Origin of the sequence: Enterobacter hormaechei subsp. xiangfangensis (assembly GCF_001729785.1) — a bacterium.
In the GTDB taxonomy this organism is placed as follows: domain Bacteria; phylum Pseudomonadota; class Gammaproteobacteria; order Enterobacterales; family Enterobacteriaceae; genus Enterobacter; species Enterobacter hormaechei_C.
On the sequence record NZ_CP017183.1, the window covers coordinates 4565383 to 4585358 of the forward strand.

The 19976-nt window shown below is 57.4% G+C and carries 20 protein-coding genes; 11 read left to right on the forward strand and 9 right to left on the reverse strand.

The genetic code is table 11. The features are described 5' to 3' along the window. Positions 1–6: 6 nt before the first annotated feature. Positions 7–555: a helix-turn-helix domain-containing protein gene (locus BFV63_RS21800; RefSeq protein WP_003861973.1), complete on the reverse strand. Its 549-nt coding sequence runs from the start codon at positions 553–555 to the stop codon at positions 7–9. A 103-nt stretch (positions 556–658) separates the two neighbouring features. Between BFV63_RS21800 and BFV63_RS21805 the strand changes: the two genes are divergently transcribed. Further along, a complete protein-coding gene (locus BFV63_RS21805) occupies positions 659–1318 on the forward strand; it encodes an AzlC family ABC transporter permease (RefSeq protein ID WP_003861971.1) in 660 nt (219 codons plus the stop codon). Continuing rightward, entirely contained in the window at positions 1318–1641 is a 324-nt protein-coding gene (locus tag BFV63_RS21810; RefSeq protein WP_003861969.1) for an AzlD domain-containing protein, read from the forward strand. The genes BFV63_RS21805 and BFV63_RS21810 overlap by 1 nt, the downstream gene beginning before the upstream one ends. A 39-nt stretch (positions 1642–1680) precedes the next feature. Here BFV63_RS21810 and BFV63_RS21815 read toward each other — a convergent pair whose 3' ends face one another. Continuing rightward, a complete protein-coding gene (locus BFV63_RS21815; RefSeq protein WP_003861966.1) occupies positions 1681–1893 on the reverse strand; it encodes a YdgH/BhsA/McbA family protein in 213 nt (70 codons plus the stop codon). 114 nt (positions 1894–2007) lie between these two features. Further along, complete coding sequence (gene fdhD, locus BFV63_RS21820; protein WP_048241628.1) at positions 2008–2844, reverse strand: formate dehydrogenase accessory sulfurtransferase FdhD; 837 nt, start codon at positions 2842–2844, stop codon at positions 2008–2010. A 371-nt stretch (positions 2845–3215) separates the two neighbouring features. On the opposite strand from fdhD, the gene fdnG reads away from it, so the two are divergent. From fdnG to BFV63_RS21850, 5 genes are all read left to right on the forward strand, one after another. Further along, positions 3216–6266 (forward strand): formate dehydrogenase-N subunit alpha, encoded by a 3051-nt coding sequence (gene fdnG, locus BFV63_RS21830; protein WP_086527948.1) that lies wholly within the window; start codon positions 3216–3218, stop codon positions 6264–6266. 12 nt (positions 6267–6278) lie between these two features. After that, positions 6279–7181, forward strand: a complete 903-nt coding sequence (fdxH, locus tag BFV63_RS21835; RefSeq protein WP_003861960.1) for a formate dehydrogenase subunit beta — start codon at positions 6279–6281, stop codon at positions 7179–7181. After that, the gene (gene fdoI, locus BFV63_RS21840; protein WP_003861958.1) at positions 7178–7813 is read left to right on the forward strand and encodes a formate dehydrogenase cytochrome b556 subunit; all 636 of its coding nucleotides are present in this window, start codon (positions 7178–7180) and stop codon (positions 7811–7813) included. The genes fdxH and fdoI overlap by 4 nt, the downstream gene beginning before the upstream one ends. Further along, a complete protein-coding gene (fdhE, locus tag BFV63_RS21845; RefSeq protein ID WP_003861956.1) occupies positions 7810–8739 on the forward strand; it encodes a formate dehydrogenase accessory protein FdhE in 930 nt (309 codons plus the stop codon). Before fdoI ends, fdhE begins: the two co-directional genes overlap by 4 nt. 315 nt (positions 8740–9054) lie before the next feature. Continuing rightward, positions 9055–9975 carry an alpha/beta hydrolase gene (locus tag BFV63_RS21850; RefSeq protein ID WP_003861954.1) on the forward strand — a complete coding sequence of 307 codons (921 nt, stop codon included), beginning with the start codon at positions 9055–9057 and terminating at the stop codon, positions 9973–9975. An 8-nt stretch (positions 9976–9983) separates the two neighbouring features. Here the strand turns inward: BFV63_RS21850 and fabY are convergent, their stop codons facing one another. The 6 genes from fabY to BFV63_RS21880 form a co-directional block, all read right to left on the reverse strand. Further along, a complete protein-coding gene (gene fabY / locus BFV63_RS21855) occupies positions 9984–10925 on the reverse strand; it encodes a fatty acid biosynthesis protein FabY (RefSeq protein WP_015569910.1) in 942 nt (313 codons plus the stop codon). Between the two features lie 44 nt (positions 10926–10969). After that, positions 10970–11407, reverse strand: coding sequence for a D-aminoacyl-tRNA deacylase (gene dtd, locus BFV63_RS21860; RefSeq protein WP_003861951.1), 438 nt, complete (start codon positions 11405–11407; stop codon positions 10970–10972). Beyond that, on the reverse strand, positions 11404–12285 hold the full coding sequence (locus BFV63_RS21865) for a virulence factor BrkB family protein (RefSeq protein ID WP_003861949.1): 882 nt from the start codon (positions 12283–12285) through the stop codon (positions 11404–11406). Before BFV63_RS21865 ends, dtd begins: the two co-directional genes overlap by 4 nt. Further along, positions 12279–12878: a glucose-1-phosphatase gene (gene yihX, locus BFV63_RS21870; RefSeq protein ID WP_003861947.1), complete on the reverse strand. Its 600-nt coding sequence runs from the start codon at positions 12876–12878 to the stop codon at positions 12279–12281. The genes BFV63_RS21865 and yihX overlap by 7 nt, the downstream gene beginning before the upstream one ends. Positions 12879–12996: 118 nt before the next feature. Further along, positions 12997–13797, reverse strand: coding sequence for a DeoR/GlpR family DNA-binding transcription regulator (locus tag BFV63_RS21875; protein WP_003861944.1), 801 nt, complete (start codon positions 13795–13797; stop codon positions 12997–12999). Between the two features lie 34 nt (positions 13798–13831). Next, positions 13832–14728, reverse strand: coding sequence for a sugar kinase (locus BFV63_RS21880; protein WP_003861942.1), 897 nt, complete (start codon positions 14726–14728; stop codon positions 13832–13834). Positions 14729–14883: 155 nt separating this feature from the next. Between BFV63_RS21880 and yihU the strand changes: the two genes are divergently transcribed. Genes yihU through BFV63_RS21900 form a run of 4 tightly spaced genes read left to right on the forward strand, consistent with a single transcriptional unit; the run spans position 14884 to position 19964 of the window. After that, the gene (gene yihU, locus BFV63_RS21885) at positions 14884–15774 is read left to right on the forward strand and encodes a sulfolactaldehyde 3-reductase (protein ID WP_023323900.1); all 891 of its coding nucleotides are present in this window, start codon (positions 14884–14886) and stop codon (positions 15772–15774) included. A gap of 17 nt (positions 15775–15791) precedes the next feature. Continuing rightward, positions 15792–16667 carry a sulfofructosephosphate aldolase gene (gene yihT, locus BFV63_RS21890; RefSeq protein ID WP_003861939.1) on the forward strand — a complete coding sequence of 292 codons (876 nt, stop codon included), beginning with the start codon at positions 15792–15794 and terminating at the stop codon, positions 16665–16667. Between the two features lie 14 nt (positions 16668–16681). Further along, positions 16682–17923 (forward strand): sulfoquinovose isomerase, encoded by a 1242-nt coding sequence (yihS, locus tag BFV63_RS21895; protein ID WP_003861936.1) that lies wholly within the window; start codon positions 16682–16684, stop codon positions 17921–17923. Between the two features lie 16 nt (positions 17924–17939). Next, positions 17940–19964: an alpha-glucosidase gene (locus BFV63_RS21900; RefSeq protein WP_048241623.1), complete on the forward strand. Its 2025-nt coding sequence runs from the start codon at positions 17940–17942 to the stop codon at positions 19962–19964. Positions 19965–19976: the final 12 nt, after the last annotated feature.

Below are 19976 nucleotides of genomic sequence, written 5' to 3' on the forward strand. Positions count from 1 at the left end.
TCTTCTTTAGTTTTGTTCCGCCACCAGCAGCGCGTGCGTATCGGGCTCCAGCGCCTTAAAGATATGCGGCTGGTCAGCAGGGTAGCAAATGTAATCTCCCGGGCCGAGTTCTTCCGCCGCGTCGATCAGACCGACCATCGCCCGCCCCTGGGTCACGATAATATGCTCAACCGAACCAGGCGGATGGGGCTGGGAAATACGGTCTGCCCCCGGCTGAGTCAGCAGCAGATAGATATCACGACGCGCGCCCGGCGGACACGCCGCGAGCAAAATCGCCTCGTAGTTCGCCTGCCCGGCGACGACTTTTGTGCCCTCGCCGCGGCGGATCACCTGCGTGACGGGTTGCTGCGGCTCCAGTAACCGGGCAAACGGAATATCCAGCGCCACGCAAAGCGACCACAGCGTTTCCAGGCTAGGATTGCCGTTGCCAGACTCCAGTTGTGAAAGCGTGGATTTGGCGATCCCGGCACGGCGGGCAATTTCCGCCAGTGAGAGCCCGGTTCGCAGGCGTTCTCGTACCAGGCTTTTGGCGATCACGCTGATTGGCTGCGTCATAAAAACGGCCTCTTTCTCTCTATAACGAACGAATCGTTCGCCTTGTAAAACGATTTTGATGCGTTCATTATAATGGAAATACGTTCGATATGGCTAAAATGGTATGAAGAATCACCTCTCTTGCCTGAAAGGCGACACGATAAAAGCGATCGTCCTGGTCTGCCTCGCGGTGGGCGTGGTCGGCATGTCTTATGGCTCACTGGCGATGGCCTACGGTTTCCCGCTGTGGGTGCCGTTTGTCCTCTCCCTCACGGTGCTGGCAGGCGCATCCGAGTTTATGTTTATTGGCATCGTGGCAAGCGGCGGCAATCCGCTGGCAGCGGCCGCGGCCGGTTTACTGGTAAACGCACGCCATGTGCCGTTCGGCGTAACGGTGCGTGACCTGGTGGGCAAGCGCGGCCTGAGCTTTCTGGGCTGTCATATTATGAACGATGAAAGCGTGGTGTTCGGCCTTTCGCAAAAAACCGCCGAGCAGCGTAAAGCGGCCTACTGGCTGTGCGGCCTGGGCGTGGCAATTATCTGGCCGCTGGGGGCGGTACTGGGGGCGATGGTCGGCAAGCTGCTGCCAGACCCGGAAACCATCGGGCTGGACGCGGTGTTCCCGGCGATCCTGCTGGCGTTAGTGGTGCCGGCATTTAAAAACCGTACCACGCTGATCCGCGCCTGTAGCGGCGCAGTGTTGTCGCTGGCCGCCGTACCGTTTGCGCCGGTGGGTCTGCCGGTACTGCTCTCTTTGCTCGGCCTTGCCGCGAGGAAAAAATAATGGAAAACATGACGGTCTTTATTCTCGGCATCGCCATTCTTTCTGCCGGAACCTATCTGATGCGTCTTGGCGGAGCGAAGCTTGGCAACCGGCTGGCGCTTTCAGAACGGTCGCAGGCGCTGCTTTCAGACGCGGCTACCGTTTTGCTGTTCTCCGTCGCGCTGGCGACAACGTTTTATGAAGGGGACCATTTTGCCGGGATGGCACGTGTGCTGGGCGTGGGGTTCGCGGTGTTTCTGGCCTGGCGCAAAATGCCGTTAATTGTGGTGATCGTCGCGGCGGCGGTGGTGACCGCACTGCTGCGTCTGGCAGGCATAAACTAAAAAGCGCCCCAGGGGCGCTCTTTCGACGGTATAGCGGAATTATTTGTTCAGTTCAGCGGTCATGTGTACGCGGTTACCGGTGAATGCCTGGGTAATTTTGTAGGATGACGCGCCCGCTTCCTGTGCCTGTGCAGCGATTTTAGCTTCTGCACCATCCAGGGTAGAGGCGGATGCGGTCACTGTCTGCGCAGCGAAAGAACCAAAAGAGGTAGCCAGAGCGATTACTGCGACAAAAGTTTTGATGCTTTTCATGAGATAAACCCTTTCGTTAAGTTGTTTAGATAAGGCGCCGTGCCTTGATGAGATAAATATTAGACCTCATCATGAACAACTAAAAGCGGAAGGATTTGCTATACTCATTCAAAATTACTGATCAACTATCAATCGCTGCGGATGGGTGTAAATAGTTGCTCTACCCGGCTTGCAGAACCCCACCAGCGTCAGGTTGCAGCGCTCCGCCACTTCCACCGCCAGCGTGGTTGCCGCTGACACCGCAAACAGAATTTCCACGCCGCACATGGCGGACTTTTGCACCATCTCATAGCTGGCGCGGCTGGAGACTAACGCCGCGCCCTGCTGCCAGACGTTGCTTTCCCGAGCGCGGCGACCTAACAGCTTATCCAGCGCGACGTGGCGGCCCACATCTTCATGACCGCCGGCAATGTTGCCTGACGGCAATATCCATGCCGCCGCGTGGGTACAGCCGCTGAGCTGACCGATGGGTTGCACGTCGTTCAGGTGCTCAAGCGCCCGATCAAGGTGCGCCAGATTGAACGTCTGGGTGAACGGCAGCGGGATAATGGGTTTGCCGATATCGTTAAGCTGTTCAACGCCGCACACGCCGCAGCCGGTACGTCCGGCCAGCGCCCGGCGGCGCTCTTTCAGCCCCATAAAGCGGCGGCTGGAGAGTTCGATTTGCACTTCAAGACCATTACAGGCATGAACCACATCCATGCCGTAGATCTCCTGCGGATGCGCAATGATGCCTTCCGAGAGGGAAAAACCTATGGCGAACAGCTCCAGATCTTTCGGCGAGGCCATCATCACCACATGCGAAATACCGTTGTAAACCAGGGCAACGGGGACCTCTTCCGCCAGAAAATCCGGCGTGGCATGTGAAATGTGAGGCGGTCTGTGTATCGACAGTTCCACAATACCCGCAGGCAGTGGCGACGCGTGGGCAACACGGTTTTGTTTAGACACAACGGTATTCCTGAACAACCACGGAAGTGAGCCTGCTATTGCAACACAAACGGCAGGCCTTACGCATAGTATGGATCAACTTTTCAGCAACCATTCTCCTACTCAATACGGAGGGGTGCAACCGATCACCTGCTACACCTCTTTAACATGCACAGGGTAAAATGTGATTGATATCACATTTTATAATCAATGCCGTGATAATACGTTCACTTTGTTTTAACCCCGTTGGAACAGGCGTACCGACATTGTGGTATTCTGGGCTTATCCCTCGGAGAAATGAGGGATTAACGCAAATTTTTCTCCTTTGCGGTTAATTCTCAACCGCAGAGTAAAACTACATAGCAATGTCGTAATGAACCAAGGAGTGACCCATGCAGGTCAGCAGAAGGCAGTTCTTTAAGATCTGCGCTGGCGGTATGGCAGGCACCACGGCGGCGGCACTGGGCTTTGCGCCCGGTGTAGCGCTGGCGGAAACACGGCAGTATAAACTGCTGCGCACCCGCGAAACCCGTAACACCTGTACGTACTGCTCCGTCGGCTGTGGGCTGTTAATGTATAGCCTCGGCGACGGTGCGAAAAACGCCAAAGCATCTATTTTCCACATCGAAGGCGATCCGGATCACCCGGTAAACCGTGGTGCACTCTGTCCGAAAGGGGCCGGTCTGGTAGATTTTATCCACTCCGAAAGCCGCCTGAAGTTTCCTGAGTATCGCGCTCCCGGCTCTGACAAATGGCAGCAAATCAGCTGGGAAGAAGCGTTCGATCGCATCGCTAAGCTGATGAAAGAAGACCGCGATGCCAACTTTATCGCGAAGAATGCCGAAGGCACCACCGTTAACCGTTGGCTCTCCACCGGCATGCTGTGTGCTTCAGCGTCCAGTAACGAAACCGGCTATTTAACCCAGAAATTTACGCGCGCACTCGGTATGCTCGCGGTCGACAACCAGGCGCGTGTCTGACACGGACCAACGGTAGCAAGTCTTGCTCCAACATTTGGTCGCGGTGCGATGACCAACCACTGGGTCGACATCAAGAACGCCAACCTTATTGTGGTGATGGGCGGTAACGCCGCTGAAGCGCACCCTGTCGGGTTCCGCTGGGCGATGGAAGCCAAAATCCACAACGGCGCGAAGCTGATTGTGATCGATCCCCGCTTTACGCGTACAGCGTCAGTGGCGGATTTCTACACCCCTATTCGTTCAGGTACTGACATCACTTTCCTGTCAGGCGTACTGCTGTACCTGATGACCAACGAAAAATATAACCGCGAGTACACCGAAGCCTATACCAACGCCAGCCTGATCGTGCGTGAGGATTACCACTTCGAAGATGGCCTGTTCAGCGGTTACGACGCCGAAAAACGCAAGTACGACAAAACCAGCTGGAACTACGAGCTGGACGAAAACGGCTTTGCGAAGCGCGACACCACCCTGCAACACCCGCGCTGCGTGTGGAACCTGCTGAAAGAGCACGTTTCCCGCTACACGCCGGAGGTTGTCGAAAACATCTGTGGGACGCCGAAAGCGGATTTCCTGAAGGTGTGCGAGTTGATTGCGGAAACCAGCGCGAAAGATAAAACCGCGTCGTTCCTGTATGCGCTCGGCTGGACGCAGCACTCCATCGGCGCGCAGAACATCCGCACCATGGCGATGGTTCAGCTGCTCCTCGGCAACATGGGGATGGCAGGCGGCGGCGTGAACGCCCTGCGCGGTCACTCCAACATTCAGGGTCTGACCGACCTCGGCCTGCTGTCTCAGAGCCTGACGGGTTACATGAACCTGCCGAGCGAGAAACAGACTGACCTGCAAACCTACCTGACGGCCAGCACGCCAAAACCGCTGCTCGAAGGCCAGGTGAACTACTGGGGCAACTATCCGAAGTTCTTCGTCTCGCTGATGAAAGCCTTCTACGGCGACAAGGCGACGGCGGAAAACAGCTGGGGCTTTGACTGGCTGCCGAAGTGGGACAAAGGTTACGACGTACTTCAGTACTTCGAAATGATGCACCAGGGCCAGGTCAACGGCTATATCTGCCAGGGCTTTAACCCGGTGGCGTCGTTCCCGAACAAGAACAAGGTTGTCGAGTCTCTGTCGAAGCTGAAGTTCCTGGTGACGATTGACCCGCTCAATACCGAAACGTCGACGTTCTGGCAGAACCACGGTGAGTCGAACGACGTCGATCCGTCGAAGATTCAGACCGAAGTGTTCCGTCTGCCGTCCACCTGCTTCGCGGAAGAGAACGGGTCTATCGTCAACTCCGGCCGCTGGTTGCAGTGGCACTGGAAAGGCGCAGACGCCCCGGGCATCGCCCTGAATGACGGCGAGATCCTGGCCGGCATCTTCTTACGCCTGCGTAAGATGTACGCCTCTGAGGGCGGCGCAACGCCTGAGCCGGTACTGAACATGACCTGGAACTACTCGACGCCGGAAAACCCAGCGCCGGAAGAAGTGGCCATGGAGAGCAACGGTAAAGCGCTGGCGGACGTTATCGACCCGGCGACCGGTGCGGTGCTGGCGAAGAAAGGCGATCAGCTCAGCACCTTCGCGCACCTGCGCGATGACGGTACGACGTCAAGCGGCTGCTGGATCTTTGCCGGGAGCTGGACGCCGAAAGGCAACCAGATGGCCAACCGCGATAACGCCGACCCGTCGGGCCTCGGTAATACGCTGGGCTGGGCATGGGCGTGGCCGCTTAACCGCCGCATCCTCTATAACCGTGCCTCCGCTGATCCGCAGGGCAACCCGTGGGATCCGAAGCGTCAGCTTCTGAAGTGGGACGGCGCGAAATGGGGCGGCGTGGATATTCCGGACTACAGCACTGCCGCACCAGGCAGCGATGTCGGGCCGTTTATCATGCAGCCTGAAGGGATGGGCCGTCTGTTTGCTATCGATAAGATGGCGGAAGGGCCATTCCCGGAACACTACGAGCCGTTTGAGACGCCGCTGGGTACTAACCCGCTGCACCCGAACGTGGTCTCTAACCCGGCAGCCCGTATCTTCAAGAGCGATTTTGAAGCGCTGGGTAAAAAGGACAAGTTCCCGTATGTCGGCACCACTTACCGTCTGACCGAGCACTTCCACTACTGGACCAAGCACGCGCTGCTGAATGCCATCGCGCAGCCGGAACAGTTTGTGGAGATCGGCGAGAAGCTGGCGAACAAACTCGGCATTGCCCATGGCGATACCGTGAAGGTCTCCTCTAACCGCGGCTACATCAAAGCCAAGGCGGTGGTGACCAAGCGTATTCGCACGCTGAACGTTCACGGTCAGCAGGTGGATACCATCGGCATCCCGATTCACTGGGGTTATGAGGGCGTGGCGAAGAAAGGGTTCATTGCGAACACCCTGACGCCGTTCGTCGGTGATGCGAACACGCAGACGCCGGAGTTTAAGGCCTTCCTCGTGAACGTGGAAAAGGTGTAACGGAGACGACTTATGGCTTATCAATCTCAAGACATTATCCGTCGTTCCGCGACTAACGGTTTCACGCCCGCGCCTCAGGCGCGGGACCACCAGCAGGAAGTGGCGAAGCTTATCGACGTGACCACCTGTATCGGCTGTAAAGCCTGTCAGGTGGCCTGCTCTGAGTGGAACGACATCCGTGACGAAGTGGGTCACAACGTCGGGGTGTACGACAACCCGGCGGACCTGACCGCCAAGTCCTGGACGGTAATGCGTTTCTCGGAAGTGGAGCAGAACGACAAGCTGGAATGGCTTATTCGCAAAGACGGCTGTATGCACTGTGCGGATCCGGGCTGCCTGAAGGCGTGTCCGTCAGAAGGGGCTATCATTCAGTATGCCAACGGCATCGTCGACTTCCAGTCCGAGCAGTGCATTGGCTGCGGCTACTGCATCGCGGGCTGTCCGTTCGACGTGCCGCGCATGAACCCGGAAGACAACCGCGTCTACAAATGTACGCTGTGCGTTGACCGCGTAAATGTCGGCCAGGAGCCAGCGTGCGTGAAGACCTGTCCAACCGGCGCTATCCACTTTGGCTCTAAAGAGGATATGAAAACGCTGGCGGCAGAGCGCGTGGGCGAGCTGAAAACTCGTGGTTACGATAACGCGGGCCTGTACGATCCGGCCGGGGTTGGCGGTACGCACGTGATGTACGTGCTGCACCACGCCGACAAGCCGAACCTGTATCACGGCCTGCCGGAGAACCCGGAAATCAGCGCGACCGTGAAGTTCTGGAAAGGCATCTGGAAACCGCTGGCCGCGGTCGGTTTTGCGGCCACCTTCGCAGCGAGCATCTTCCACTACGTCGGCGTTGGTCCGAACCGTGCGGAAGAGGAAGACGACAACCTGCATGAAGAGAAAGACGAGGTGCGCAAATGAGAAAACGTGACACCATCGTGCGCTACACCGCGCCGGAACGCATCAACCACTGGGTCACCGCCTTCTGCTTCATGCTGGCGGCGATAAGCGGGCTGGGGTTCTTCTTCCCGTCCTTCAACTGGCTGATGCAGATCATGGGGACACCACAGCTGGCGCGTATACTGCACCCGTTTGTGGGCGTCATCATGTTCGCGTCGTTCATCATCATGTTTTTCCGTTACTGGCACCATAACCTAATCAATCGGGATGATATCTTTTGGGCGAAGAATATTCGTAAGATCGTCGTCAACGAGGAAGTAGGTGATACCGGGCGTTATAACTTCGGCCAGAAATGCGTATTCTGGGCGGCGATTATCTTCCTGGTCCTGTTGCTGGTGAGCGGCGTGATCATCTGGCGTCCGTACTTTGCGCCTGCTTTCTCAATCCCGGTGATCCGATTTGCGCTAATGCTGCATTCATTTGCCGCAGTGGCGTTAATTGTGGTTATCATGGTGCATATTTACGCCGCCCTCTGGGTGAAAGGCACCATTACCGCGATGGTGGAAGGCTGGGTCACCAAAACGTGGGCGAAGAAACATCACCCGCGCTGGTACCGAGAAGTCCGCCAGAAACAGGAAAAGTCATCTGAATGAGTATTCGCATAATCCCGCAAGATGAGCTGGGGTCGAGCGAGAAACGTACGGCGGAGTATATTCCGCCGTTGTTATTCCCCAGACTCAAGAACCTCTACAACCGCCGCGCAGAGCGTCTGCGCGAGCTGGCAGAGAACAACCCGCTGGGCGATTTTCTGCGTTTTGCCGCGCTGGTCGCCCATGCGCAGGAAGTGGTGCTGTACGACCATCCGCTGCAAATGGACCTGACCGCACGCATCAAAGAAGCCAATGAGCAGGGCAAACCGCCGCTGGATATTCACGTTCTGCCGCGCGACAAGCACTGGCATAAGCTGCTGCATTCCCTGATCGCCGAGCTGAAGCCCGAGATGAGCGGCACGGCGCTGGCGGTCATTGAGAACCTGGAAAAAGCCTCCGATCAGGAGCTGGAAGAGATGGCGAGCGCGCTGTTTGCTTCCGACTTCTCACTGGTGAGCAGCGATAAAGCGCCGTTCATCTGGGCTGCGCTGTCGCTCTACTGGGCGCAAATGGCGAGCCTGATTCCAGGTAAAGCCCGCGCCGAATACGGCGAAGCGCGCCAGTTCTGCCCGGTGTGTGGTTCAATGCCGGTCTCCAGCATGGTGCAAATCGGCACCACTCAGGGGCTGCGCTACCTGCACTGCAACCTGTGTGAAACCGAGTGGCACGTGGTGCGCATCAAGTGCAGCAACTGCGAACAGACCCGCGATCTGAACTACTGGTCGCTGGAAAATGAAGACGCGGCGGTGAAAGCGGAGAGCTGCGGCGACTGCGGGACCTACCTGAAGATTCTGTATCAGGAAAAAGACCCGAAAGTCGAAGCCGTGGCCGACGATCTCGCCTCGCTGATTCTGGACGCGAAGATGGAGCAGGAGGGCTTTGCCCGCAGCTCGATCAACCCGTTCCTGTTCCCGGGTGAAGGGGAGTAATCTCCTGTGAGAGTGCCGGGCGGCGCGAGTTTGCCCGGCCTACACCTCGACAGCAATACCTGCCGTCTTATATGCCAGATGCTCTTCAGCCCGTAGTCCAGGATCCGTCTAAAGACGCGTTATCGCTTTAGCATCGCTTCCACGGCAAATCTCAGGCAACATCCGCACTTTATGTCTGTGACGAAAGCAGATAATAAAAAAGCTCTCGCCTTTGCGAGCAGCTTTCAAGACTTTTCCCCTCAATAATATTCTTGTTTTCTTTTGAATTAAACCAGGCTATAAAGCTGTACATTCATACAGTTAAAAGGTGTTTTCATGGCACTGGAAAAGGGTATTGAACGGCTGGTTCAAGGATTTATCGCTGCAGGTCGCCCCTCATCGCGTCGCCAGACAATTGAGGTACGACGAGCAGGCTATATTGCCAGCACGGAGCTTGCCGGGAAGACCGAAACGCGCGTTCAGCTGGAGACGCTTGTTCTTGAGGGTCTTACCATTCGGGTATTTTCACCTCTCAATGCGCCTGAAATATTGCCTGCTGCCATCTACTACCACGGCGGATGTTTTATCAGCGGCGGCTTTGATACCCATGACAACCAGCTCCGTCAGTTAGCCTACTACGGCAATTGCCGGGTGATTGCGATTCAGTACAGACTGGCGCCGGAGCATACCTTCCCCGCCGCACATGACGATGCTGAAAGAGGTGCGAATCTGGTCTGGCAGTATGCAGACGAATTAGGCGTGGATAAGAACCGACTCACCCTCTGTGGAGACAGCGCAGGAGGGCATTTGGCGCTGGTAACGTCATTGCGGCTTAAGGCAAAAGGGCTCTGGGATCCCGCGCAGCTCATTCTTATCTATCCCATGCTCGACGCTACGGCCAGTCTTGAAAGCTATACCCTCAATGGCATGGATTACGTGATTACTCGCGATACCCTTTTGAGCGGCTATGAAATGTATCTGGCTGGAGCCGACCGTCAGCATCCTGAAGTCAGTCCACTGTGGCGCAACGACTTTAGCGGTCTGCCGAAGGTCCATATTGTTACCGCTGAGTATGATCCGTTACGTGACGAAGGCGAGGCGCTTTATCAGCGCCTCACGGCGCAAGGCGTGAAGTGTACCGCTCAACAATGGCGGGGTGTAATTCACGGCTTCTTCCAGTTGGGTGGAATTAGCCAGTCAGCGCGAGACATTATGCGAGATATTGCCTGGCGCATTAACCATGCCGGGCGAGAGTGAGAAGGAGACTACTCCTCCTCGTTCCCACCCTCTTCATACGCGCCATACGGCTTCGCAGGCAGAACGATATAGGTGCCTTCAAACACCGCGCCTGGCGTTTCATCGCCGAACAGCTCAACCTGCATCTGTACGCGTGCTTTACGTCCACGCGCCAGACGGTCGAGATCGCCGCCCAGTGCGCCCAGGTCAGCTACCGCGCTCGGCTTGCCGCTGATCGGCGCGCTGTAGCGGATATGGGCATCGGCCAGAATAATGGTGCCGCCGAGATGACGTTCGCGCAGCATCAGCCAGATCAGTCCCCATCCGGTGAGCGTGGCGAGTGAAAACAGGCTGCCGGCAAACAGGGTATGGTGCGGGTTCTGGTTGCCGGTTTCCGGCATGGTGGTGATAAATTTTTGTCCGGTATACTGCTGAATACGTACGCCCATTTTTTCACTGAGCGGAATGTGCTGATACCACGCCTGCTGGAGCTGCCCGCACCAGTCGGCGCGATGGAGAATATCGTCCAGCGTGGCGATGGGTTTGATCATCAAAAAGTGACGAATCGGCGTAGTTTGCGGGGCGGTGATTTCCCCCTGATTCACGAAACCAAGCTTGGCAAAGAACTCAACGGCATCTTCGCGGGCGCTACAGGTGACGCGCTTGACCCCTTCCTGACGGGCAACGGATTCCAGCGTCATTGCCATCAGCGTTCCAAGGCCTTTGTCCTGCACGGAGGGATGAACGGCCATAAAGCGGATTGAAGCTTCGTTGTCGGCATTGATGTACAGACGTCCCACGGCAACGAGGTTGCCCTCTTCATCAACCACCATCTGGTGGTGCGCCATCGCGTCCCAGGCGTCGCGTTCAGAGCCTTTCGGTTGATGCAGTGGTTTGCGCAGCATTTCCCAGCGGAAATGGTAATAAGCGTCTAATTCTTCTTCCGTTTGCGGTACTCGAAGGTGATACATAGCTGTACTCTCTCTTGTTACCCGCGGCCATACCGCCAGTTGGCTCATACCTGGAGCCAGAATGTGACGGGGCCATCGTTCACCAGCGAAACCTGCATATCCGCAGCGAATCGTCCGGTTTGTGTATTCATGTCCTGTTGGCGACAGCGCTCAACAAAGTACTCGTATAGAGCTTCTGCGCGCTCCGGTGCCGCGCCCTTCGAAAAACTCGGCCGCATGCCGCGTTCGGTATCCGCAGCCAACGTAAACTGGGAAACCACCAGCACGCTGCCGCCCGCCTGCTGAACGTTCAGGTTCATCTTGCCTTCCGCATCGCTGAAAATGCGGTAGCCCAGCACGCGCTCACATAAGCGGTTAGCTTTTTGTTCGTCGTCATCTTTTTCGACACCCAGGAGCACCAAAAGTCCTGGGCCAATTTCACCCGTCACCTCATCCGCCACGGTGACGCTGGCACGGGTTACGCGCTGAATCAATGCAATCATGGTTGGTCTGCTTCTTGTTGTTTTTCAGCTTCTGCTGCTTTTTTGAGTTCGCGGTAGACCCCGAGAGTGACAGTTATTTCGGCGCCAAGCAAGACGATACACCACGTCCAGTAGACCCAGACAAACAAAATGGGGATCACCGCCAGCACACCGTAAATCAGCTGATAAGAGGGGAACATGGTGATATAAAGCGCGAATCCTTTCTTGCCCAGCTCAAAGAGCAACGCCGCGACCAGAGCACCCACCACGGCATCCCGGTTGGGTACGCGCGTGGTTGGTACCACGCTGTAGAGCAGCCAGAACGAAAGCCACGATAAAATCAGCGGGAAGATACGCAGCACGTTATCGATCACGCTGTTTAAGTCGGTCGCCCAGCGCAGCGAAAGAAGGTAGGAGCTGATCGCCAGGCTTGCCCCCGCCAGCAATGGGCCAAGGGTTAAAATCATCCAGTAGACGGCAAAGGAGTAAACCTTCGGGCGGACTTTTTTGCTCCGCCAGATGGTGTTGAGCGCACTGTCGATGGAGTACATCAGCAGCAGCGCGGTAACAATAAGCCCACACGCCCCCACCGCCGTCATCTTGCTGGAGTTTGCGACAAACTGCTCAATGTAGTTCTGGATCACATCGCCGGTGGCAGGAATAAAGTTTGCGAAAACAAAATGGCGAAGCTGCATGCTCACATCGGCAAACATTGGAAATGCCGAAAAAAGCGCAAAAATCACCGCCACCAGCGGCACCAGCGAGAGCAACGACACGTAAGCGAGATTGCCCGCCAGCGTGGTCATGTTGTCCTCATCAATGCGATGCCAGAGGAGTTTCAACCACGCCCTCAGCGGGCGCGTGTGGTGATTGGCTTTTTGATGAACGGTTTTTAGCATAACTGCTTCGCAAAGTAGTTCGGTATCGTCTCTTTTCCGGTCACCAGAATGGAGGTGATACCTAACTGATTAGCCCCTTCTATATTATCGGCGTTGTCGTCAAAAAAGACCGCATCCGCTGCCGTGAATCCTTCTTCCTGCAATACTGCCTGATAGATGCGCGCCTCAGGTTTACGCATCCCCATCTCCTGGGAGAGATACACTTTATCTGCCGCCGCGTGAATTTCCGGGTATTCATCCGGCCAGAAGGTGGTATGCAGGCGGTTAGTATTAGACAGCACGACAACACGATGCCCCTGCTCGCGCAGCTTGTGCATGATGTCGATCACTTCCGGGCGGATCGCGACAAATATGGCCTGCCAGCCGTGGGAAAACTGCTCGTAGCTTAACGAAAGACCCATTTCCTGGCAGAAACGCTCTGCGAACGCTTCGTCGCTGATCTCACCTCGCTCGTGCAGATGGAAAGTCTCACCCATCGCGAAATTCTGCTTTAACGTCGCCAGCGGAACACGGCTAAAATCGCTCCATGCGCCCAACACCCGGTTAAAATCGATATCGACGATTACATTTCCTAAGTCAAAGATATAAAGCATGTTTATCTCCTTTCGCCGTGGAGAAGTAACTGTAGCGGGAAAGAGAAACTTTAGCTATGCGCCAGATTCAGCTTAGAGAAAGGAAAGGCCCGAATCGCAATATCGGGCCATAGGATGATCAGCCAGCCTGCTGCTCTTCTCCGGAATTGACTTCGACAACCTCAACCTTGCTGGATTTGAGGTGATTTTGCAGCGCCGGGCCGGGCAGCTCATCGGTGAACAGCGCCGTCGCCTGCGCCACGTTGCCAATTTCAACCGCCGCGGAGGCGTGGTATTTCGTATGATCGGCCGCCAGTAAAATGTGGCGGGAGTGAGCGATCATGGTTTTCACCACGCTGGCTTCGTTAACGTCAAATTCCATCATCGCGCCGTCGTGCTCTATCGCCCCGACGCTGGTGACCAGGTAATCTGCGCGAAATCCTGACACGAACGCCGTTGCCGCAGGACCGATAATGCCGCCGTTATGCGGGCGCAGCGTACCGCCGGGCACCATCACCTCAAAGCGCGGATTCTTATAAAGAATGTGCGCCACCCGCAGGCTGTTAGTGATGATGCGCAGATGATTATGGTTAAGCAGCGCCCGGGCAACGTGCTCCACGGTCGTCCCGATGGTGATAAAAATGGTCGAACCGTCGGGAATATAGTCCGCAATCGCTTCGGCAATCGCCCGTTTCTCTTCGGTAAGCGAGACTTCACGCTGTTCGAACGCCGTGTTGACCACGCTGGATGCCCTGCCCGCGCCGCCGTGATGACGGGTGATCAGCCCCTGCTCGCTGAGCTTACGGATATCCCGGCGCACGGTTTGCGTCGACACATCCAGCAGCTGCGCCAGTTCATCAATGTTCATATAGCCGCGATCGGCAATCAGCGTCAGCAGCTGATCGTGACGCGGGTTGCCGGTCAGTTCGGTAAGGCTCATGGGCTGTCCTCTGAAAACCATCACGCCCCGCATTTTATACAAAAAGTGACAAAAAAGAGCGGGTTTGATCACAGTCGGGTATACCCGCGCGTCCACCGGGCTTTGTGCATTTCAGTGCTGCGACGGCGCTGGCAAAACGCACGGCGTCTGAAGTGGACGATTGTTGCCCCAGACTGACCGCCAGCGCACCGTGGAACACGTCGCCCGCCCCCGTGGTATCCACCACGTTCACCTCAAAGCCGGGCTGATGACACAGTGCACCGTTTTCCAGCCAGAAGCAGCCGTCTCGCCCCTGCGTAACATACACATGTCCATTTGTGAGCGTTTGTGCTTTCTTCAGCGCGTTTTCGGTTTCATCCCGCTGCGTTAAACGCCGCAATCCCGGCGCGGAGAAGGCCGCGTGGTCGCTTAAGGCAATCAGATCCGCGATGTCCTGCGGGGTGACATCCGCATCAAGCAACGTCGGTACGCCCTGCTGGCGGGCCAGGGTAAATGCCTGTTTTGCCCCGTCATGCCAGCGCACGTCGGCTAAGACAATGTCCCACTGCGAGAAGTCGATTTCATGCAGCCAGTCTGCCGCCGCAGGGAGATCGGGGCTGGGGTAGTTGGCAATCACTCTTTCCCCACCTGCGTCCACCAGCACCGCCGATTGCGACGATCGGGCTCCCTTAACTATGCGCGTATAGCGGGTGTTCACCCCCAGGGATTCCAGCTCCGCAAGCAGTCGTCTGCCGGTATCGTCGTCCCCCACCCGGCCAATAAAATCCACTTCCGCGCCCAGTTTCGCGGCTGCCACTGCCGCCGTTGCCGCCGGGCCACCGCCCACTTCCGTATAGTCTTTTGCGACATATTTCCCACCTTCTTTCGGTAAATCATCGAGATACCAGATGCGATCCAGCACGGTAATGCCGACACAAACGATGCGAGTCATGGTGATTCCTTCTGCGATTTCTGATGCCTTCATTTTAATTTCACCAAATGTTTAAAAAGTGACCCGTGTCAATTTTTTGACTATAAATTACAAATACGATCAAAAACAGACACTACAAACGCGCAAAAATTGACACGATGTGACAGGAGAGAGGCATGTCAGCAATCGCATTTATCGGCTTAGGACAGATGGGCGCGCCCATGGCGAAGAATCTGTTGAAACAGGGCCACCAGCTTAACGTTTTTGATGTGAACCCGCAGGCGGTTCAGGCGCTGGTAGAGAGCGGCGCTCGGGCGGCGGCTACGCCAGCACAGGCCGCAACGGATGCCGAGTTCGTCATCACCATGCTGCCCAACGGCGACCTGGTGCGCAGCGTCCTGTTCGGCGAGCACGGCGTGTGCGAAGGATTATCCCGCGACGCGCTGGTCATTGATATGTCCACCATTCACCCGCTGCAAACCGACGCGCTGATACGCGACATGGCTGAGCAAGGCTTCAGCCTGATGGACGTGCCCGTCGGACGCACCTCTGACCATGCCATCGCCGGCACGCTGCTCCTGCTGGCAGGCGGCACGGCCCAGCAGGTTGAGCGCGCCACCCCGGTCTTAATGGCGATGGGCAATGAGCTGATTAACGCCGGCGGGCCAGGCATGGGCATCCGCGTGAAGCTTATCAATAACTACATGAGCATTGCCCTGAACGCCCTTTCCGCCGAGGCCGCCGTGCTGTGCGAAGCGCTTGGCCTCTCCTTTGACGTGGCGCTCAAGGTCATGAGCGGTACGCCTGCGGGTAAAGGCCACTTCACGACATCCTGGCCGAACAAGGTGCTGAAAGGGGATCTTTCTCCCGCCTTCATGATCGACCTTGCGCATAAAGACCTGGGGATCGCCCTCGACGTGGCCAACCAGCTCCACGTTCCGATGCCGCTGGGCGCGGCCTCCCGCGAAGTTTACAACCAGGCTCGCGCCGCCGGGCGCGGGCGCGAGGACTGGACGGCCATTCTTGAACAGGTTCGCGCATCTGCCGGGCTGAAAAAATCACACTGATACGAAAGGACTGAGGAATGACGATGTACACCCTGAAAGATATCACCCGACCTTCCGGCGGTTTTGCGATGCTGGCCGTGGATCAGCGCGAAGCGATGCGCCTGATGTTTGCGGCGGCAGGCGCGCCGGTACCGGTAACCGACCAGCACCTGACGGATTTTAAAGTCAACGCGGCAAAAATTCTGTCGCCGTACGCCTCTGCGATCCTTGTCGACCAGCAGTTCTGCTATCGCCAGATTGTCGAGCAGCAGGCCGTGGCCAAAAGCTGCGCGATGATTGTGGCCGCCGACGAATTTATCCCGGGGAACGGTATTCCGGTCGACAGCGTGGCGATCGACAAGAACGTCGACGCGCAGGCGGTCAAGCGCGATGGCGGCAAAGCACTGAAGCTGCTGGTGCTGTGGCGCAGCGATGAAGATCCGCAGCAGCGCCTGGAGATGGTGAAAGCGTTCAATACGCTGTGCCACGATAACGGTCTGCTGAGCATTATCGAGCCGGTGGTGCGTCCACCGCGTCGCGGTGCCGCGTTTAACCGCGAACAGGCGATTATCGACGCGGCCAAAGAGCTGGGCGACAGCGGTGCCGACCTCTACAAAGTGGAGATGCCACTGTTTGGCAAGGGCACGCAGCAAGAGCTGCTGGCGGCCTCGCAAAAGCTTAACGAGAACATCGCCATGCCGTGGGTGATCCTCTCGTCCGGCGTTGACGATAAGTTATTCCCGCGCGCGGTGAGCGTGGCGATGCAGGCGGGGGCATCGGGCTTTTTAGCCGGTCGCGCCGTCTGGTCCTCTGTGATTGGCCTGCCGGACACCGAGCTGATGCTGCGTGATATTTCCGTACCAAAACTTCAGCGTCTGGGTGAGATCGTCGACGAAATGATGGCTCGCCGTTAAGAAAGGATCCGAACATGAAATGGTTTAACACCCTGAGCCATAACCGCTGGCTCGAACAAGAGACCGACCGCATTCTCGATTTCGGTAAAAACGCCGCCGTACCGACCGGCTTTGGCTGGCTGGGCAATAACGGGCAGGTGCGTAGCGATATGGGCACACATCTGTGGATCACCGCCCGCATGCTGCATGTATACGCGGTGGCGGCGAACATGGGGCGCCCCGGCGCGTACGCCCTGGTTGAGCACGGCATTAATGCCCTGAACGGTCCGCTGCGCGACAAGCAGCACGGCGGCTGGTACGCCTGCGTTAACGATGAAGGCGTCATTGATGCGTCCAAGCAGGGCTATCAGCATTTCTTCGTTCTGCTGGGCGCGGCGAGCGCCGTCACCACCGGCCATCCGCAGGCACGCAAGTTGCTGGACGACGCCATCGAGGTGATTGAGCGCTACTTCTGGAGCGAACAGGAGCAGATGTGCCTGGAGTCCTGGGACGAAGCCTTCAGCAAAACGGAAGACTATCGCGGCGGTAACGCCAACATGCACGCCGTGGAAGCCTTCCTCATCGTTTATGACGTGACCCACGACCGCAAATGGCTCGACCGCGCCCTGCGCATCGCCTCGGTGATTATTCACGACGTGGCGCGCAAAGGGGAGTACCGCGTTAACGAGCATTTTGACACCAACTGGAACCCGATCCGCGACTATAACATCGATAACCCCGCCCACCGCTTCCGCGCCTATGGCGGCACGCCTGGGCACTGGATTGAGTGGGGCCGCCTGATGCTGCACCTGCGCGCCGCGCTGGAAGCGCGCTTTGAAACCCCGCCGGAGTGGCTGCTGGAAGATGCGAAAGGACTGTTCCACGCCACCATCCGCGACGCCTGGGCACCCGACGGGGCGGACGGCTTTGTCTACTCCGTGGGCTGGGACGGCAAGCCAATCGTGCGCGAACGCGTGCGCTGGCCAATCGTCGAGGCGATGGGCACGGCCTATGCCCTCTATACCGTGACCGGCGAGGCGCAGTACGAAGCCTGGTATCAGAAATGGTGGGATTACTGCATCAAGTATCTGATGGATTACGAAAACGGATCCTGGTGGCAGGAGCTGGACACCAACAACGAAGTGACCACCAAAGTCTGGGACGGCAAGCAGGATATTTACCATCTGCTGCACTGCCTGGTGATCCCCCGCCTGCCGCTGGCACCGGGCTTAGCGCCTGCCGTCGCCGCCGGATTACTGGATAGCCAGGCCAAATAATTAAGACGGAGTTTTTATGCGTACCCTACACAATATTGACCTGAAAAATAACGAAAGTGGCTTCACCCTGCGCTGGCAGGACCGTCTGATTTTATCCCACACCGCGGATGCCCCTTGCCTGTGGATTGGCGCAGGTGAGGCGGATATCGAGATGTTTCGCGGCAACTTCAGCATCAAAGACAAGCTCAACGAAAAGATTGCCCTGACGAACGCGACCGTTACGCAGCAAAGCGCGGGCTGGGCAATCCGCTTTACCCGCGGCGATGCGGTAAGCGCGACGCTGCTGGTGGGCGTGGATGGTGAAGGCCGTCTGGAGCTGAAGCTGAAAAATGATGCTCCCGGCCATAACCGCATCTGGCTGCGGCTGGCGGCGCAGCCAGAAGATCATATTTACGGCTGCGGCGAGCAGTTCTCGTACTTCGATCTGCGCGGCAAGCCGTTCCCGCTGTGGACCAGCGAGCAGGGCGTGGGCCGCAACAAGCAGACCTATGTCACCTGGCAGGCCGACTGCAAAGAGAACGCGGGCGGTGACTACTACTGGACCTTCTTCCCGCAGCCCACCTTCGTGAGCACCCAGAAGTACTACTGCCACGTGGATAACAGCTGCTACATGAACTTTGACTTCAGCGCCCCTGACTTCCACGAGCTGGCGTTCTGGGAAGATAACGCCACGCTGCGCTTCGAATGTGCGGAAACGTACGTCGATCTGCTGGAAAAACTGACCGGCCTGCTGGGACGCCAGCCGGAGCTGCCGGACTGGGTGTACGACGGCGTGACGCTGGGCATCCAGGGCGGCACCGAGGTGTGCCAGCAGAAGCTCGACACCATGCGTAACGGCGGCGTAAAGGTGAACGGCATCTGGGCGCAGGACTGGTCCGGCATCCGCATGACCTCCTTCGGCAAACGCGTAATGTGGAACTGGAAGTGGAACAGCGCGCTCTATCCGCAGCTTGATACGCGGATTGCGCAGTGGAAAGAAGAAGGCGTGCAGTTCCTCTCCTATATCAACCCGTACGTCGCCAGCGATAAAGATCTCTGCGAAGAGGCCGCGAAACGCGGCTATCTGACCAAAAACGCCGACGGCAAGGACTACCACGTCGAGTTCGGCGAGTTCTACGCGGGCGTTATCGACCTGACCAACCCGGCAGCCTACGACTGGTACAAAGAGGTCATTAAAAAGAACCTGATCGAACTGGGCTGCGGCGGCTGGATGGCCGATTTCGGGGAGTACCTGCCGACCGATACCTTCCTGCACAACGGCGTGAGCGCGGAGATCATGCATAACGCCTGGCCTGCCCTGTGGGCGAAATGTAACTACGAAGCGCTGGAGGAGACCGGCAAGCTCGGGGAGATCCTGTTCTTCATGCGCGCAGGCTACACCGGTAGCCAGAAGCACTCGGTGATGATGTGGGCGGGGGATCAGAACGTCGACTGGAGCCTGGACGACGGTCTGGCTTCCGTCGTACCGGCGGCGCTGTCGCTGGCGATGACCGGGCACGGCCTGCACCACAGCGACATTGGCGGCTATACGACGCTCTTCGAGATGAAGCGCAGCAAAGAGCTGCTGCTGCGCTGGTGTGATTTCAGCGCCTTTACGCCGATGATGCGTACCCACGAGGGCAACCGCCCTGGCGATAACTGGCAGTTCGACGGCGACGCGGAAACCATCGCGCACTTCGCGCGCATGACCACTGTCTTCACCACTCTGAAGCCGTACATCAAAGCCGCGGTCGCGCAGAACGCGAAAAGCGGCCTGCCGGTGATGCGTCCGCTTTTCCTGCACTACGAGGACGACGCGCGCGCCTACACGCTGAAATACCAGTATCTGTTTGGCCGCGATCTGCTGGTGGCGCCGGTCCATGAAGAGGGACGCCGCGACTGGTCGCTCTATCTGCCGCAGGACACCTGGGTCAATGCGTGGACCGGAGAAACCTGCCAGGGCGGTGACATCACCGTTGATGCCCCGCTCGGCAAACCGCCGGTCTTCTATCGCCAGCAAAGCGAATGGGCTGATCTGTTTAGCACCTTACGTCATATCTGATAAGGCTCGCCC

Coding starts and splice junctions, on each gene's coding strand:
- BFV63_RS21800 (WP_003861973.1), bottom strand. CDS start 555: ATGACGCAGCCAATCAGCGTGATCGCCAAAAGCCTGGTACGAGAACGC.
- BFV63_RS21900 (WP_048241623.1), top strand. CDS start 17,940: ATGCGTACCCTACACAATATTGACCTGAAAAATAACGAAAGTGGCTTC.
- fdhE (WP_003861956.1), top strand. CDS start 7,810: ATGAGTATTCGCATAATCCCGCAAGATGAGCTGGGGTCGAGCGAGAAA.
- fdoI (WP_003861958.1), top strand. CDS start 7,178: ATGAGAAAACGTGACACCATCGTGCGCTACACCGCGCCGGAACGCATC.
- BFV63_RS21810 (WP_003861969.1), top strand. CDS start 1,318: ATGGAAAACATGACGGTCTTTATTCTCGGCATCGCCATTCTTTCTGCC.
- yihX (WP_003861947.1), bottom strand. CDS start 12,878: ATGCTTTATATCTTTGACTTAGGAAATGTAATCGTCGATATCGATTTT.
- BFV63_RS21815 (WP_003861966.1), bottom strand. CDS start 1,893: ATGAAAAGCATCAAAACTTTTGTCGCAGTAATCGCTCTGGCTACCTCT.
- fabY (WP_015569910.1), bottom strand. CDS start 10,925: ATGTATCACCTTCGAGTACCGCAAACGGAAGAAGAATTAGACGCTTAT.
- BFV63_RS21880 (WP_003861942.1), bottom strand. CDS start 14,728: ATGACTCGCATCGTTTGTGTCGGCATTACCGTGCTGGATCGCATCTGG.
- dtd (WP_003861951.1), bottom strand. CDS start 11,407: ATGATTGCATTGATTCAGCGCGTAACCCGTGCCAGCGTCACCGTGGCG.
- fdxH (WP_003861960.1), top strand. CDS start 6,279: ATGGCTTATCAATCTCAAGACATTATCCGTCGTTCCGCGACTAACGGT.
- yihT (WP_003861939.1), top strand. CDS start 15,792: ATGACGATGTACACCCTGAAAGATATCACCCGACCTTCCGGCGGTTTT.
- BFV63_RS21805 (WP_003861971.1), top strand. CDS start 659: ATGAAGAATCACCTCTCTTGCCTGAAAGGCGACACGATAAAAGCGATC.
- BFV63_RS21875 (WP_003861944.1), bottom strand. CDS start 13,797: ATGAGCCTTACCGAACTGACCGGCAACCCGCGTCACGATCAGCTGCTG.
- yihU (WP_023323900.1), top strand. CDS start 14,884: ATGTCAGCAATCGCATTTATCGGCTTAGGACAGATGGGCGCGCCCATG.
- yihS (WP_003861936.1), top strand. CDS start 16,682: ATGAAATGGTTTAACACCCTGAGCCATAACCGCTGGCTCGAACAAGAG.
- BFV63_RS21865 (WP_003861949.1), bottom strand. CDS start 12,285: ATGCTAAAAACCGTTCATCAAAAAGCCAATCACCACACGCGCCCGCTG.
- BFV63_RS21850 (WP_003861954.1), top strand. CDS start 9,055: ATGGCACTGGAAAAGGGTATTGAACGGCTGGTTCAAGGATTTATCGCT.